Source organism: Oceanobacillus damuensis (assembly GCF_001618145.1).
Classification (GTDB): Bacteria; Bacillota; Bacilli; order Bacillales; family Amphibacillaceae; genus Oceanobacillus; species Oceanobacillus damuensis.
In genome coordinates this window covers 197940-213478 of sequence record NZ_KV392042.1, presented here as the reverse complement: position 1 = coordinate 213478, position 15539 = coordinate 197940, and the positions used below count along the sequence as shown (strand labels likewise).

Below are 15539 nucleotides of genomic sequence, written 5' to 3'. Positions count from 1 at the left end.
TTAATAGGTAATGCACTTTCCTTTTCTTAAAAAGGTCATTTTATGGATAACGCAATTTTTTCTTCATACTTTCAACACGATCATCCAAGCGCTTTTTATAAGTTTGGGTCCAGGAATCAATATACTCTTCTTTATTCATATGGCTCATATCCATTCCATCAGTCATACGGTCCATCGATTTTTTTAATTGCTGTGCTGCACTTGAATCTGCCATTTCTTTTAATGTGTTAGGATTAGTAAATTGTTCAAACGATTTAATATTCGAATCATTTCTATTCGCATAAATAACTTCAAAATCTCCTCTGTTTTCATATCGGTCTTTAAATTGTTGATACTGAATCCAGCCACGACTGTGACAATCTTTATAACTTTTTCCACTTCTTCATCAGTAAAACAGCCTTTTTCTACAACAGAATCATTCATTGATTTAGCTTCATGCCAAAGTTCTACCATCTCATGCTGTAATTCGATTGTTAATTGCATACTCCGTAATGAACGTCGATAGATAATCTCGTTTTCATAAGCAAGAAGTCCAGACTCCACGACAGTGTTTAGATAGTCCCGAACCTCCTCCCAAATTAATATATCGAGTTTTGCACGCTCCCCAACACTGTCTTCAACATTATTCCAGGAAATAAAGTAGTATACTAAAGCTGAAAAAGCCTTCATTGCATCTTCTTTTTTGTAACTTAAATCATTTGATATCACTGCAGTTGCTTTTACCTCGCCGCCAAATTTACTTTTATAAAAAGCAAGATAATAAGGACAGTTATTCAATTGGTAAGCATCGGCATTTATCGTTGTATTTTCAAAAAACTTCTGGTATTTTTTTGCTAATTTGAAAAGTTCTTTTTCTCTTTTATTCATCATAATTCCCTAGCGGATTATTCATAGATAACTCCCCTTTAAAATATTGAACTTTGCTGCACTGTTTCGGAGCCATCAAGCGATTTTTCACATTGGAACTACACTCAAAAGGGCTTTTATGGATAACGCAGCATATCCTTTGTTTGTTGAACTCGTAAAGCCAATCCTTCCTGATAAGTTTTCCGCAATTCGTCATAAATTTCAGTTTCATTCATATTTCCGAAATACCGATTTTTCGTTAAGCGGTCAAGTGCATCCTTAAGCTGCTGTTCCGCAGCATCACTGGTCATCCCTTTTAATACCATATGATCTACATTTTTTTCAAAAAGTTTAATTTGGGGGTGATCCCTATTTTCATATATCACATCGAAATCCCGGCAATTATCATACCGATCCCTAAATTGTTTATACTGAATGAGATTTCCCTTTGCTACATAATCTAAGACCTTTTCAACTTCTTCATCTGTAAAAAAACCTTTTTGATCCACTTGCTCTTTTAGGGTTGTGTAATTTTCCCAAAGCTGTATCATGTCAAGCTGTAAATCGATCATAGATTGCATGATAGTTAATGAGCGTTGGTAAATTATTTTATTCATACCATCCAACACGTTTGATTCCACTATTTGTTTTAGATAATTCCTGATTTTCTCCCAAACTGCATAATCAAGGTTTGCACGCTTTGAACCACTTTCTCTAAGATTATTACAACTAATGACAAAATAAATATGAGGTTTTATAGATTGAAGTGCTTCCTCCCTGTCATCTGAATCGGGTGATATTACTGCATTGGCTTTAACTTTTGTGCTAAATTTACTCTCATAATGTACCAGGTAAAATAAATGGCTGCCGATTTTATAAGCATTTAGATTTACAGTTGTTTCTTCAAGCCATTTACGATGCTTTTTCCCTAGTTTGAGCAGTTCTTTTTTATCAACTTTTTTCATATTAACTCCTTACTTTTAATAGATAGTAATTTTTAAAATATCAATGATTTTTAAAAGAAAGCCTAACATCCTTTTTCCACTTGATTTGTGTGAAAAATTTCGATAAATTTCCTTGGCACAAATGATTTCTATTTCTTCCATATGCCTATAGTAAACAGCCTGCTATATAAGTCTTTTCCAAGGAGATAGAGGATAGGAAAGTTTTATTCTATCCTCTTTAAAATCAATGAACATTTAAGAAAACCATCCATTTACCTTATTCCATCCTGTACTGATAGCATTTTTTGTATTCTTCCAGCTCTTTTTAACTGTTGTCGCAATTTTATCTGCATTTTTTGCTATGAGTTTTGTTCCTTTAGAGATTGCGTAGATACCAGCACCTGCAACAACAAGTCCAGCACCAACTGCCTGACCCCCGGGGATTATTGCCGCACTACCTCCGACACTCATCACCGTTTCACCCAAGTTAACACCAACATCCGCCCCAGAAGCCCATTTCTCTGATACTGAAGCATCACTCTGGATAGCATGGGCAAAGTCGTTTATACTTGCTCCTGTCTTATATGCTGAAAACCCTGCATTCAACGCTGAAGTAACACCATTAAACTTAGATAGAGCACCCATACTTTTCCAAGTGCTTGTCATATTAGAAATATTTGCATTTTTGAAGACTGTTTTGCCTGAATCTCTTACGAGTGATCCATATTTTTTTATTTTTGATGTATCGGAAACTTTATTAAAATCTTTTATACTTTGAGTTACTGTACTTCCAAAGTCCGTAGTCCGTCTCAATTCTTCTAAATCTTTGTAGGCTTCATAGCCCCCATAAGTTTTCGTTCCTATATCATAGATATCAAATGCAGAGCTGTCCCCTAAATGTAATTTAGCAGTACCAACAATTAAGTTGCTTGCATGTAAACCCGTTTTAAAACCACTATCTATGCCACTATTTAATAAGTTCACCGTACCCTTTGTTACAGTATTAAATGCAAAATTAGCTGCCTTAAATCCCTCAGAATCATAGAATCTTCCCGGTGGCACATATACATTTGACCCGGAAGTACTACCAGCATATGGAGTACTTAGATAAGGGTTGACTGAATACGGATTGCCTAAAAACGGATTACCAGAGTATGGGTTGTCTGAATATGGATTGCCTAAAAACGGATTACCAGAGTATGAGTTGCCTAAAGATGAATTACCTGTAAAACCAGAATCACTCCACGGGTTTCCCGCATAAGAGTCACCACCCTGAAATCCTGGTTGATTCCAAGCATTTCCATTATAGGAGGAACCATTCCACCCTTGATATTGCCATCCATCTCCAGTGTATCCATTTCCGTTCCAGCCATTAGCTCCCCAGGAATCTCCTAATGATGGATTGCCTGTCCATGAATCCCCTGTAAAGCCATGCTGGGACCATCCCTCTAAGTACCAGGGAACACTACTCCAAGTGTAGCTATTCCAACTAGCCCCTTCTGTTCCTTGTCCTTCCCAATCATCACCTTGCCAAGACTTTCGTTCCCAGGATTGACCTTCCCACTGTAAGCTAGAGCCATCCCAAGAATCCCCAGTCCAGGATTCCCCTTCCCAGGAATTACCTGTCCATGCCTCCACTGCATAAGCAACCGGCATAAAGACAGGTAAGAAGGTTAGGAACAAGGAGGCAATAAAAGCTGACATTATTCTTACCCATTTGCCAATGATCGTCACCCCCATTTGGTGCACTCTTTAAATTGGTTATTCCTGTAAATTTTCGCTGTATTTCTTCTCAATCTCCTGCTTTGCTTCTTCAATCGTTTTTGAGCTAACCTGCTTCATCTCTTTCTCTAATTCATCCACTGTATGATTGATTTCTTCAAATATATCTTTTCTTCTATTTTCCAATTCTTATTTAGCTCATGAATAACTAAATCAAGTCTTTTCATTACTGCTTCTAACGTCCTCTTGCCATAATTCACCTGTCCAAGAACTCCCTGTCCATGGAAAAAACTGGCTGAAGGGTTATATTCAACTAGTCCTGTACATTACTATTATACTTCTGGTTAATTTCATCTTTGGTTTGTTCAAGTGTTTCTGTACTTAATTCTTCTAAACTTTCCTCAAGCTCTTTCACTGTTTGCTCCATTTCTTCTCTTAATTCTTTGTATCTCTTAATCAATTCTTTTCTTTGATCAAATGTAATAATCCCAAAGTCCTCTAACAAAGGAGCTAAACTGTTCATATTATTACTAGTGGCTGTAGTAATGAAACTCCAATCATTACTCATTTCCATAATATCAAATGTACTTTTTGTTTCAGCCGCATCAACATTTCTTAAAGCCTCTTTCTTCCACTGTTCCCAAACATCTAATACTTCTTCTGCTCGCTCAAACTCAGCTTGGAGTTCATCCTGGTTTCTTGCAGAGGCATAAATCCCTTCTGCAACTTCTGCAATTTTCTGTAATTGCTCTTGAGATTCGGCATCAGTTTGGAAACCAATCACATTAATAATCGGTTTCGCATTGGAAGCGGCAAGCTGTTCAGCTACTTTTACAGGATCACCATCACATGTCTCTATTCCATCACTAACAATATAAATGAGGTTGGTGTTCTCTTCACTGTTTAGATCTTTCATTGCCTCATTCGAAGCTTCCATGGCAGCAGCCAGTGGTGTCCAACCTGCAGGCTCAAATAGATTCAGTGCTGCTTGAAAGTCGGACTCATTGTAAGGTGCAAATCCATAGACCTGTTCAATCGTTGCACAAGATAATGCCTTATCTGCATCATCACCTGTACCTTCATGCCCATACACCCTTAGTGAAACATTCGCTTCTTCTGGTGTATTTTTAACAAATTCATTAATTGCTTCCTTGGCAACTTGCATACGGGTTTTATCCCCTGCATAGAACCCCATACTTCCACTCGAATCTAATAGAATCTCAATATTGTAGTTTTCTTTAAAATGTAAGCGTGAATCCGGTAAATCTGGATTTCCAAAAGAACCGAACTCCCATTTTTTTATAACGTCTTGTGGATCAGGATAATCAGCAGCCACTAACCAATACATGTATCGTAAGTAAGCCTCATATTCCTCGTCACTTGGATTTTCACTCATCGGTTCAATCTGTTCGAAGTATTCTCTTAATTCTTCTTCATGATCGCCTTTGAAACTAGGCTGATACCCACCATAAGGACCTGGTAATTGAGTTGCTAACCCAACTTCATCTGTTGGAATTGGGTCAAGATTTCCCAGTGAAAGTTCTTGTTTAGTAGTCTTTTCAGAGTTCGTAGTCGGAACTAGTTTATCTTCTACATCTTCCACTTCTGTTTCTTGATTCTGATCTTCCGCTTCTTCTACTTGTGTTTGTTCTCCATCAGTATTACTACAAGATACGAGAAGAAATAATAGGACAAGTTGAAAGAAAAGATACCTATTTTTTACCATGCAATAAAACCCCTTAATATCTAATTATTTATCTTAGTTACCACCTATACTCTTAATTAGATCCGAGAACTTAGTTACTACAGCATCCCCAATCCCAGTTGCACCAGCCATTGATGTAGAAATGACCCCAACTAGAATCACAATAACAGCCGCAATTCCAATCCACTCTAGTGTCTGGGAACCTGTTTCATCCTTTTTCATACCTGTTACTTTGTTCATCATGTTTACATAAACTTCATTCATCTTTATCATTCAAAATTCCTCCCTTATTTTTAAAACATATTAAAAATACTGTTATCACCCAGCAGCATATTCATGATCATTAACCCCGCAATCATCAATATGGAAACAGGTGCAATTAAAAATGTTGTTACAAGTGTAACTTTTGGTGATGCTTTTGCGGCCAGTTCCTTAACTTGCTCCTGACGAATTTCCCGTAAATTTTCTGCCTGTATTTTAAATGTTTTAGCAATTGGTACGCCCAAGTTCATCCCCTGTATAAGCGCCTTGATCAATGATTGGAATTCAGGATTGTCATTCCTTCGTAACAGTTCCCGATATGCTCTTTCCCTGGCAATGCCTAAGTCGATTTCATTATTGAACCTTGAAAATTCTTCCCTGATTGGACCATCGAAATGGCGAATCACCTCCCTAAGTGCTTGGTCTAGACTAACTCCTGCCTGTAAACTCGTACTTACCGTATCCAAAAAGTCCGGTAAATCCTGTCTGATTAAATCCTGTCGCTTTTTTACCTCCCTTTTCATAAATAAGATTGGCAGGAAATATCCTAAAGTGGGAATCCCTATCATCATATATTGAGAGAATGGAAGACCAATAATGACGGCCAGAATTCCTATTAAGAAACCTGATAGGCATAAAAAGATTTTCAACCCTTGAAATCGTTCCACTGTCAACTTCAATGGATTTCCTGATTTTCCGAGCCACTCTTCCACCATATAGTTTTCACTGAAAAAGTTTATCCTTTGTCCCAAATCCGTAAAATCATCTGCATACTTCGTAATTTTTTGAAAAATGGCTGCCCTTCTGTCCACTTTTTTCTTTTTTCGTTCATAGGGGTCAATTTGTGTCACGTCCGATACATGGGATAAAATCCTTCGCTTTCCGTTTAAATAAGACCAAAAATGTTGAAAGCATAATAGCATACTGAACCAGAATGCGATGATGGTTAAAATGATTAAGGCATCCATTGGCTACACCCTTATATCTGTTATTTTTCGGATTAAAATAAATGACAGGATAATTGCTCCGATAAATACTATTAATAAAATGACTCCCAGCCCTGACCATAATGGTTCAATAAAGTCATCAATAATATTGTTCATAACAAGTAATAGAAATACAGGCATGGCCGGTACAATAAAGGAAATATATTTCTGTTCTGCAGTCATCGTTTTTATCGTTTGGTTCAGTACCTTTCGCTCTTCGAAGGTTTCTCCCATCGTTTCCAGGGTGCGGGCTAAGTTTCCTCCCGTTTTTTTCTGTATAAGCAATGTTGCGATGAACAAATTGAAATCCCGTGACTTATTTCTTTTCTGGACAGATCGTAATGCGGGCTCCAGCGGAACACCAAGTTTCAATTCATTGGAAATTTGTTTGAATTCATTCCCGGCTGGTGCGGGTACTTCCTTTGCGACGATATCAATTCCCTGATTAATCGTCATACCTGATCGTGCTGCATTTCCGAGTAACCTGCACACTTCTCCCAGTTGTTCATTAAAACGGATTTCATAGTTGTTTTTTCTAATATAGAATAATAGATAATTCGTAGCGGTCATCAACAAAGCAGATAACAACAAACTGATTGCCGCTGGCATGTTGAAGATCGTATAGAAGAATACAAATACCGTCATTCCACCTACGAATAGAGCAGCGATATATTCAGAAGGCAAAAGCTTTACGTTGGCACTTTGCAGTTTATGGCCTAAAGCCTTCGACGACTCCCGTTCATCAAAACGGTCTCCCAGCTTGCTTATCATGCTCTTGCGCTGTTCTTCCGGATACCACTCTTTTACTTTTAATTTCCATTCTTTCTTTTGGGAGCGATAACCTAAGTAATAGTAGGCAAACAGGAGAAGTGAAAGTACTGCTAAACTATAGAGTATAGACACTGCTATGTTCATCCGCCATTCCCTCCTCAGGTGTAAAGATATTCATGCTCAGGTTCAACCCGTAAACCTGCAGATGTGGGATACATTTTGGGATAATCCCAGTTGATGTATAATAACCCTGTATCATTCCATCTGCCTTCACTCCAGTACGCTGGAAACGGAAAATATCGCGTACTTGAATTTTATTGCCTTCTATTTTTTCAACCTCGGAGATATTAGTGACCCGCCGTGTTCCATCCGTCAACCGTTGGACCTGTATGATATAATCCAATGCTCCAGCAATATAATCCCGGATAATATGTGTAGGCAAATCCAAACCTGCCATGACAACCATTCCTTCCACACGACTGATTGCGTCAATTGGTGTGTTGGAATGCACGGTTGTCAAGGAGCCTTCATGACCCGTATTCATCGCCTGAAGCATATCGAATGCTTCAGATCCACGCACTTCACCAACAATAATTCGATCAGGCCGCATCCGCAAAGCGTTTTTTACAAGCTGCCTGGTGGTTATTTCTCCGGATCCTTCGACGTTTGGTGGACGCGATTCCATTCGCACCACATTGGCACGGTCCAGCTTTAACTCTGCAGAATCCTCAATAGTAATCACTCGTTCCCCATTTGGGATAGATTGTGCCAATGCGTTTAATAATGTGGTCTTACCGCTGCCTGTCCCCCCTGAAATTAAAACATTCAATTTCGTTTCTACCAGTGCCTGCATAAAAACGGACATATCACTTGTAAACGTATGATGCTCTTCCAAATCATCCATGGCGAATGGATTTTTCCTGAACTTCCTGATTGATACAATTGTTCCATCCAGGCTGACAGGAGAAATAACCGCATTCACACGACTTCCATCAGGTAGCCTTGCATCTACCATTGGCGAGCTTTCATCAATCCTCCTACCTAATGGGGCTACCACTCGATCGACAATATGTCTTACATGTGATTCATCTTTGAAATTTACCTTCGACCGTTCAAGTCTTCCCTTTCTTTCCACGTATATTTCCTTAGGACCATTCACTAGAATTTCTGTAATGGCATCATCCTTAAGCAAAGGCTCCAGTGGCCCAAACCCTACACTTTCATCGATTAATTTGGAAAGGAGTGAGTCTTTATCTTGTCTGGGAATGACTACTTTTTCTTCCGTCATAAATTGGTTGATATACCGCTCAATTCTCAAACGTTTATCTGACTCACCTAAACGATTAATCTGTTCTAGATTAACCTCTGTCAGCAGTCTTGTTTTATAATGCTCTACCAGATCATCAATATAACCGGATGTCGCTATAAAACTTGATTCTGTTTCTTCCGTCATTTTTTCTTTAGCATTTCGTTGAAAAAGCGCCATGTCCCCACCTCCTTATGTAATGCTTATTTCAGCATGGAGTGAACCCATTTATGTACATCCTTTGCTACGGTAGTAAGCTTTTTCTCTTTTGGCTCTTTCCTCAGCGGCTCACCTTGATTGATATATTGCTGAAGCCCTTTATCTCTTCTAATCTCAGCGGCAATTGTATATTCAACGAATTTTTCCATATCTTTTTTCGTTAACTCTTTATCTTTACCTTTAAAATTCATGACTAGCTCTAAACGGTCTTGTGTCACGATTCCTAACTGTTTGAATAACTTTTCGACATGATTCAGCACCCGAATTGCTACTGTATCTAAATTCATTATATAGTAGATTTTATTTGCTTCTTCTAAAGCTGCAAATACTTTTTCATCCATCCACGCAGGCAAATCAATAATGATAAAATCATAGCTGCGTTTACTTGCTCGGATTAATCCGAATATAAAATCCTCACTTATTTTCTCTGCCATCTCCGCATCCCTCGGACTTACCAACACTTGCAGGTTCGAATGTTTTTCGATTTCCGCAACATTTCTGATATGATGTTCTCCCAATTCATCAACTACGGGAAGTAAGTCAACCATTGATCTGTTACTATCGATACTAAGGTAAGTTTCTGCGCCACCATACTGTAAATTCAGATCAATATATAAAACATTTGCAGTTGATTCCAATTTAAGCGTTTGGGCAAACGTGGTACTGATTAAGGATTTCCCTACCCCGCCACTTCCACTATAAAAGGCAAAAACCTTTCCGCCGCCTCGCTTGAATGATGTCTGGTCGGCATTCAGTTCGTTAATAGCAGCAGCTGCTTTAGCAGTGGCATCAAGTTTTTCCATAAAGATAATTTCTTCGCCAGGAAAAACATAGTAGTCTGAAACACCTAAACGAATCAGTCCGCGTAATACTTCAAAATTCTCTTTATCATTTACACAAATAATAGAAGCATGTGGAAAATTCGACAAAATAAGTTGAGCATCTTCAACAGCAGAATTTTTTTCCGAATTAACAATAACAATTACCTGGGCATCATACTTTTTTAAATCTGCTGCAGAAACAAAGTGCAATCGATATGCTTCCCTGACTCGTTCTTGTATGGATGATATAAGTTCTTCATTCTCACCAACAACATAAATATCATTTGCCACCTTCATACAACTTCCTCCACCCATTGATCATGATGCAAAATAGGATTACTCATCCGTATTTTGCTCTTCCTTCTTTGTGTTTTCAGGCTCTTTACTTTCAGGCTTTTCCTCTTCGGCTTTTGCTTCTTCGGTCTCCGCTGCCTGCTTCTCTTTAGTGCTTTCGCTCTCTTCCTTTTTCTCAGTAGTTTCTTCAGGAGTAGCTTTAGCCTCTTTATCATCTGTTTCTTCAGTTGCTGCTTCGGCTTCATTGCCACTTTCTTCTGGCACTGCCAATTGTCCTACATTTGCTTTTACGATTCGCATACTATCGGCGTAATTTTGCATATGTATTAGTTCCGGTACAACTTCATAAGGTACCTCCACCTGGACGCCAGAAAATTGCTTATCTGAATCAGCGGCAACCCGAGCCACTTTTACATCATCCAAAAATACCTCTGTGATTGGTTCTTTTTCCAAGTTATGTGATACCAAAATATCTACACGGTCCAATGCAGTTAACTCTTCATCAAAGAAGACCTTATCTGATTGGAGTAATGAAATCAGCCTATTATCCACATCGGTTACAGCCGAAGCATCTTTGAGCATGTTCTTGGTAATAATGTCACCTTCTGAAAGCGGGACAGTAGAAACTTTATTGATTAATTCCTCCACATTTGTAACATGCTCCTCGCGCAAATACTTATTAGGAATTTCATCAGTGGTTAAGTCGTCAGGTGTTATCACTTGGCGAGAACCAATATTTCCATTTGCTACATAAATATTTACCATCGTTCCTAGGTTGCTGTTTAAATCTTGAACTTTTTGCAATACCAGAAAACCAGATGCAGCCGCAAGTAGAATTGCAATTAAAAAGAAAATAAGTGCTTTACGTTTTGATTCCAGCAATTTGAAGTCCTCTTTTCCACATTAATTTCTATGTATTTGAAAACTTTATTTCTTATAATAATTAAATAATTACACATTGAAATAATATGTCAAATATGTGACAAATTGTAGGGAGAATTATGTAATTATAAAGTCCTGCCCCATCAGAGTATCACGAAGAACAGATAACTGAAAATTAAGTATTTTAATATAAAAGGTCCCATACTTTTACCAATAAATACCAAATAATAAAAGTATGTAAAAAATTATCATACTTAGGATTTATTTTTTGAAATATTTGTTTTCTCTCTATAAAATTAAATTTAATGTAGAAGATAGTATATGTTGGTTATTAAGTAGTAAAAAGTAATTACTGTATTTATTCTCAAAAAAAAGCAGTAGTTCAAAAGAACTGCTGCTGGTCATTTTCTATATATGTTTATAAAACTTTACCATCGAGAGTATTATTCTTAATTATTCCTGGGATACCATGTAGGATTCTCTGATTATTTCCATGTGGCCAATACTTCTTGCAATTTTTTTAATTCCTTATCGGAAATTGTTACTCCTTTACCCATTTTCTCTTTTCCTGGTGCCCAGTCCCGCAAATCATATTTGGGTTCTCTTCCATTCCAGCTGATCAGGTTTAGCTCCTTCGTCCATCCTTTTGGTGATTCGGAAAGTACTGCAATTGTTTCAATGATTTCATATTTCAGCTCTGCCACGTCAAATCGACTCCTTTAAGTGTATTGTAAATCACGTTGTATAGTTAAGCAAAAAATCCAAATGCTAAATACAGATTCCAATTATCTTTCTTTGAAAGGAAGTTAAATCATTGAGACACTTAAAAGCATTAGGTATAAAGTTTGTGATCACTTCCATTGTTCTTTTTTCTATCTTACCGATTTTTTTGACGGCTGGACTTGGAGAAATCCTTTTCATGAGTATACTTTTAACCGGGATAGCCTATCTCATTGGCGATCTCTTCCTCCTCTCCAGATTTGGTTATTTTATTGCAGCTGCAGCAGACTTTGCCCTTGTCACTCTTTCAGTCTGGATTCTAAGTATTGTTTTTATTGGGAATGGCCCCTCCATCTTAGCGGCAGCATTGTCGACAGGGTTCGGTATAGCTATAAGTGAAGCGATATTCCATATTTATATGAAGGAAAAAGTATTGACTGATACAGAAGATCATCTCGGAAATTTTCGCCGTATGCAGATGCAGACGGAAATTGCTGAAGAAGAAAATATACATGATTTAAAACGTAAACCTAAGAAAAATAAGCATAATTAAATGAAAATTTGTTGCATTGCATTGTTTATTATCGAGCATGTTTTTGTAAATCTTTCCTTGTTCAAGACATATGCTGTTTTATAAACATTAACAGGAGTGCAGTGTTATGAACAATCCAAACAGGAATATTCCAACAGATTTTGGTGATAAGCTTCTCTATTATGGTGGTATGATTACTACGATTGGCAGCGTTATTTCTTTTGTAGGATCCACGATTATATATGAACAAAGATTTTTAGATAATCATCAGACGCAAGGAACTAACGATAACCATATTAGCAATCAACAATTTATCCAGATGCAAAAGCAAATTGATGAGCTGCAACGGAAAATTGATGAAATACAAAAAAAGGGGAGTACTTAAAATTTCTCTTAACCCTAATTCAATCGTTGCTCACATATAGTGTTCAATGGACATCCTTTACATATGGGGGATGATTTGCAATGCTCTTTTGCATGTTGTACTAGTAAAGCATGATACTCATTGTATAACTGGAGATCACTTGGTAATGCTTTTTCAACCACCATCCTAAACCCATCATAGGTGGTCGGCATATCAAATCCTATTCTGTAGAATATCCTTCTCGCATATGCATCCACGACAAAAATTGGTTTGTGGAATGCATATAACAGCATCACATCTGCAGTTTCCCGGCCAATCCCGTTAATTTTCAAAAGCTCATAGCGCAATTGGTTTTTATCTTTCTTTTTTAATTGCCCTATGTCATAATCATAATCTTTAAACCAGTCTATAAACGCCTTTATCCGTTTAGCTTTTATATTGAAAAAGCCGCTTGAACGGATAATCTGTGCCAGTTTGTCAATCGGCATCTTATCAATCAATACAGGCTCTAAATGAGGTCTTAATTGTAAAAGCGCCTTGTTGACATTTCTCCAATTTGTATTTTGAACGAGTATCGATCCGATCATCATCTCAAAAGGTGTGTCTGCAGGCCACCAGCTTTGCGGTCCATAATGATCCAATAATCTGTCGTAAATTGATTGAAATCTATGTTGCATTATGTATTCCTCCTTCCTGATGCGTAAAAAGAAGAGCTTTCACATATGAATCGTATTTTATCGTATACCCTTATTGAAGCAAAATCATTCCCATAACTCTCCATATAAAGTAAACTTTCCTTAGCCATTGGTAATAAAGGAGAAATACGATGACGAAAGTATTTAGTGATATTATTCAATTTCGTGGTAATCATTATGATTTCGGATACATGCAGGGGGAGCGATTGAAAAATTCCCCCATACTGCCAAATCGAAAAAAACAATGGAAATCGCGATGGAGACATTATCTTTTTGAAGAAAGTGAAGTGCAGCAGGCATTCGCACGTTTTGCCCCTTCTATATGGGAAGAACTTCATGGTCTTGCTGATGCTTTGTCCATGGACATGGAGCATGCCATTCGTGAATTTGGAGGGTATTATTATGAATATGGGCGGAGCGGTTGTTCCATTTTCACCGATTCTGATTATATGATACGTAATTATGACAATGCTCCCGAGTCTTATGAAGGAAGGTATATCCTTTATGAGCCGACTGATGATGGATATGCAGTAATTGGTCCCTCCATGCAGATCACCGGCCGTACAGATGGTTTGAATGAGAAAGGGCTGGCAATGGGATATAACTTTGTGAACCGGAAAAAATCGGATGATGGATTTGTCTGCAACATGATTGGACGAATCGTTCTGGAGACTTGTGCCAATGTAGAGGAAGCAGTATCGCTCATGAAGGAAATCCCACACCGCCACTCTTTCAGTTATGTTCTACTGGATCAGACAGGTGCATCTGTAATTGCAGAAGTATCACCTAGGGAAGTGAGCATTCGGAATGCTAATGTATGCACCAACCATTTCGAGGAATTAATTGGGGAAAACCGCTATCGAATGGATGATTCACTAAGAAGGCAGGAACTGATGGAAGGACAGCAAAAAAATATTGCAGACCCTTACACTGCTTACCGTATGCTTAATGATACCGATCAGGGGATCTTTTCCAAAAAATACGGTGCTTGGGCCGGAACGCTTCATACTGCTGCATATTTACCGAAGGAAATGAAGGCGTGGATAGCTCTTGGCGGGGACAGACAACCACTCATCTTTGATTTCAGCAAATGGCTGAACGGAGATAAACTCCATGCAACAAAGATCAAAGGAAGTCTCGATTCCACCAACCCCTTCATAAATATATAAAGGTGCCTGTCACTCCCCGAAATTTGTCGAATGGGGAAGTGACGGCACCTTTTTAATAATTTACTGCGTCATAGGAATTGATTAATCCGTGTTCCACATAAGAGCCGATTCCACTCATGTAGTTGGCAGTGTCTTCAATTGCGTTTCTTATTTCTTCGTTATCTCTTCCCTGTCCGGCGAGAAGTCCAGCAAGACCAGCTACATTTGGTGAAGCCATTGATGTACCTGACATATATACATATCCATAATGTATATATGTTGATGCGATATCTACCCCAGGTGCCATGACATCTACCCATGTTCCATAATTTGAGAAACCGGCAATATTGTTATTACGATCTACGGCTCCTACCGCAATTACATTTTCATAGGAAGCCGGTTCAAATGTTGTTGAAACACCGTCATTACCTGACGCTGCAACCAGCACTGAACCTTTGTCCCATGCATAGTCAACGGCATCTTCCATTGTTTGAGAATTACAGTCACATCCCAGTGATAGATTAATAACTTCAGCACCATTGTCAGCAGCGAAAATAATTCCATCGGCGACATCATCCAATGTTCCGCTCCCACTGTAATCCAAAACTTGAACAGCTAGAATGCTAGTTTCAGGAGCCGTACCTGCAATTCCCATTCCGTTATTCGTCTCGGCTGCTGCGATTCCAGCTACATGTGTTCCATGGCCATTACGATCAATCGGATGATAATCATTGTTTACGAAATTATAGCCAATAACAGTTTTATCATTTAAATCTTCATGATTATAGTCTACACCTGTATCAAGTATTGCAATTTCCTGTTCACTGTCACCTCTTGTCAAATCCCAGGCCAGGTATGTGTCTGTAGTAAATAAACCATATTGATAATACGGGCTGAAATAAGGATCATTAGGTGTCGAGGCCATTCTCATTTCGTAATTTGGTTCCGCGTATTCCACATTGGGATTCTTGTTCAATGCATGTACAACAGCCTCAACATTTCCCACTTCCAGTACTGTAAATGGAGATTCTACAATATCTTCATCTTCTACACTTTTTGCACCTACACCACTTACAATGGATTGCTGACTGTTTTTAGAGAGTTTATCTTTAAACTTTACAATGACCTCCCCTTTAGCATAGGATCCTTTTTCCGCTGCTTTTTCAACAGAAGGATTTTTACTTGGCTCATTTAAGCCTTTTCCGCTTGATGCTTCACTGGCAAACGGAGAAAAAGATATTACTAACGCTGCTGTTATTGCTCCCAAGAACGTTTTATTCATGATGCTCCTCCTTTTTTTAAGGTTCACCCTACTAGTTCCCT

General features: G+C 38.2%; 18 protein-coding genes. 3 read left to right on the top strand and 15 right to left on the bottom strand.

What is annotated here, in order from left to right:
- Positions 1-40: 40 nt before the first annotated feature.
- From A4245_RS19970 to A4245_RS00965, 13 genes are all read right to left on the bottom strand, one after another.
- Entirely contained in the window at positions 41-214 is a 174-nt protein-coding gene (locus A4245_RS19970) for a hypothetical protein (RefSeq protein ID WP_157087624.1), read from the bottom strand.
- 5 nt (positions 215-219) lie between these two features.
- The gene (locus A4245_RS01015; protein WP_157087623.1) at positions 220-867 is read right to left on the bottom strand and encodes a hypothetical protein; all 648 of its coding nucleotides are present in this window, start codon (positions 865-867) and stop codon (positions 220-222) included.
- 116 nt (positions 868-983) lie between these two features.
- Positions 984-1811, bottom strand: coding sequence for a hypothetical protein (locus tag A4245_RS01010; protein ID WP_067724799.1), 828 nt, complete (start codon positions 1809-1811; stop codon positions 984-986).
- A 234-nt stretch (positions 1812-2045) separates the two neighbouring features.
- Complete coding sequence (locus tag A4245_RS01005; RefSeq protein ID WP_067724797.1) at positions 2046-3530, bottom strand: hypothetical protein; 1485 nt, start codon at positions 3528-3530, stop codon at positions 2046-2048.
- A 21-nt stretch (positions 3531-3551) separates the two neighbouring features.
- Positions 3552-3698: a hypothetical protein gene (locus A4245_RS19965; protein WP_157087622.1), complete on the bottom strand. Its 147-nt coding sequence runs from the start codon at positions 3696-3698 to the stop codon at positions 3552-3554.
- A 127-nt stretch (positions 3699-3825) separates the two neighbouring features.
- Positions 3826-5238, bottom strand: a complete 1413-nt coding sequence (locus A4245_RS01000) for a VWA domain-containing protein (RefSeq protein WP_067724795.1) — start codon at positions 5236-5238, stop codon at positions 3826-3828.
- A 33-nt stretch (positions 5239-5271) separates the two neighbouring features.
- On the bottom strand, positions 5272-5490 hold the full coding sequence (locus tag A4245_RS00995; RefSeq protein ID WP_067724793.1) for a Flp family type IVb pilin: 219 nt from the start codon (positions 5488-5490) through the stop codon (positions 5272-5274).
- Between the two features lie 20 nt (positions 5491-5510).
- Positions 5511-6446 (bottom strand): type II secretion system F family protein, encoded by a 936-nt coding sequence (locus A4245_RS00990; RefSeq protein ID WP_067724791.1) that lies wholly within the window; start codon positions 6444-6446, stop codon positions 5511-5513.
- A gap of 3 nt (positions 6447-6449) precedes the next feature.
- Positions 6450-7379, bottom strand: a complete 930-nt coding sequence (locus tag A4245_RS00985) for a type II secretion system F family protein (protein WP_234402319.1) — start codon at positions 7377-7379, stop codon at positions 6450-6452.
- The gene (locus tag A4245_RS00980) at positions 7351-8721 is read right to left on the bottom strand and encodes a TadA family conjugal transfer-associated ATPase (protein ID WP_067724789.1); all 1371 of its coding nucleotides are present in this window, start codon (positions 8719-8721) and stop codon (positions 7351-7353) included. Before A4245_RS00980 ends, A4245_RS00985 begins: the two co-directional genes overlap by 29 nt.
- A gap of 23 nt (positions 8722-8744) precedes the next feature.
- Entirely contained in the window at positions 8745-9878 is a 1134-nt protein-coding gene (locus A4245_RS00975) for a CpaE/TadZ family protein (protein ID WP_067724788.1), read from the bottom strand.
- Positions 9879-9917: 39 nt separating this feature from the next.
- Entirely contained in the window at positions 9918-10757 is an 840-nt protein-coding gene (gene cpaB / locus A4245_RS00970) for a Flp pilus assembly protein CpaB (RefSeq protein ID WP_067724786.1), read from the bottom strand.
- Positions 10758-11242: 485 nt separating this feature from the next.
- Complete coding sequence (locus A4245_RS00965; RefSeq protein WP_067724784.1) at positions 11243-11461, bottom strand: YdbC family protein; 219 nt, start codon at positions 11459-11461, stop codon at positions 11243-11245.
- A 110-nt stretch (positions 11462-11571) separates the two neighbouring features.
- Here A4245_RS00965 and A4245_RS00960 point away from each other — a divergent pair, with 110 nt between their 5' ends.
- Complete coding sequence (locus tag A4245_RS00960) at positions 11572-12030, top strand: YndM family protein (RefSeq protein WP_067724783.1); 459 nt, start codon at positions 11572-11574, stop codon at positions 12028-12030.
- A gap of 106 nt (positions 12031-12136) precedes the next feature.
- Complete coding sequence (locus A4245_RS00955) at positions 12137-12394, top strand: hypothetical protein (protein WP_067724781.1); 258 nt, start codon at positions 12137-12139, stop codon at positions 12392-12394.
- A gap of 14 nt (positions 12395-12408) precedes the next feature.
- On the opposite strand, the gene A4245_RS00950 is transcribed toward A4245_RS00955, so the two are convergent.
- Complete coding sequence (locus tag A4245_RS00950) at positions 12409-13050, bottom strand: endonuclease III domain-containing protein (RefSeq protein WP_067724779.1); 642 nt, start codon at positions 13048-13050, stop codon at positions 12409-12411.
- A 149-nt stretch (positions 13051-13199) separates the two neighbouring features.
- Here A4245_RS00950 and A4245_RS00945 point away from each other — a divergent pair, with 149 nt between their 5' ends.
- Complete coding sequence (locus A4245_RS00945; protein WP_067724777.1) at positions 13200-14237, top strand: C45 family autoproteolytic acyltransferase/hydrolase; 1038 nt, start codon at positions 13200-13202, stop codon at positions 14235-14237.
- 52 nt (positions 14238-14289) lie between these two features.
- Here the strand turns inward: A4245_RS00945 and A4245_RS00940 are convergent, their stop codons facing one another.
- Positions 14290-15498: a S8 family peptidase gene (locus tag A4245_RS00940; protein WP_067724775.1), complete on the bottom strand. Its 1209-nt coding sequence runs from the start codon at positions 15496-15498 to the stop codon at positions 14290-14292.
- Between the last annotated feature and the right edge of the window lie 41 nt (positions 15499-15539).

Bases quoted from the DNA above. Each gene is read 5' to 3' on its own strand.
- A4245_RS19970 (WP_157087624.1), bottom strand. From the start codon at position 214: ATGGCAGATTCAAGTGCAGCACAGCAATTAAAAAAATCGATGGACCGT.
- A4245_RS01015 (WP_157087623.1), bottom strand. From the start codon at position 867: ATGAATAAAAGAGAAAAAGAACTTTTCAAATTAGCAAAAAAATACCAG.
- A4245_RS01010 (WP_067724799.1), bottom strand. From the start codon at position 1,811: ATGAAAAAAGTTGATAAAAAAGAACTGCTCAAACTAGGGAAAAAGCAT.
- A4245_RS01005 (WP_067724797.1), bottom strand. From the start codon at position 3,530: ATGGGGGTGACGATCATTGGCAAATGGGTAAGAATAATGTCAGCTTTT.
- A4245_RS01000 (WP_067724795.1), bottom strand. From the start codon at position 5,238: ATGGTAAAAAATAGGTATCTTTTCTTTCAACTTGTCCTATTATTTCTT.
- A4245_RS00995 (WP_067724793.1), bottom strand. From the start codon at position 5,490: ATGATAAAGATGAATGAAGTTTATGTAAACATGATGAACAAAGTAACA.
- A4245_RS00990 (WP_067724791.1), bottom strand. From the start codon at position 6,446: ATGGATGCCTTAATCATTTTAACCATCATCGCATTCTGGTTCAGTATG.
- A4245_RS00985 (WP_234402319.1), bottom strand. From the start codon at position 7,379: ATGAACATAGCAGTGTCTATACTCTATAGTTTAGCAGTACTTTCACTT.
- A4245_RS00980 (WP_067724789.1), bottom strand. From the start codon at position 8,721: ATGGCGCTTTTTCAACGAAATGCTAAAGAAAAAATGACGGAAGAAACA.
- A4245_RS00975 (WP_067724788.1), bottom strand. From the start codon at position 9,878: ATGAAGGTGGCAAATGATATTTATGTTGTTGGTGAGAATGAAGAACTT.
- A4245_RS00955 (WP_067724781.1), top strand. From the start codon at position 12,137: ATGAACAATCCAAACAGGAATATTCCAACAGATTTTGGTGATAAGCTT.
- A4245_RS00950 (WP_067724779.1), bottom strand. From the start codon at position 13,050: ATGCAACATAGATTTCAATCAATTTACGACAGATTATTGGATCATTAT.
- A4245_RS00945 (WP_067724777.1), top strand. From the start codon at position 13,200: ATGACGAAAGTATTTAGTGATATTATTCAATTTCGTGGTAATCATTAT.
- A4245_RS00940 (WP_067724775.1), bottom strand. From the start codon at position 15,498: ATGAATAAAACGTTCTTGGGAGCAATAACAGCAGCGTTAGTAATATCT.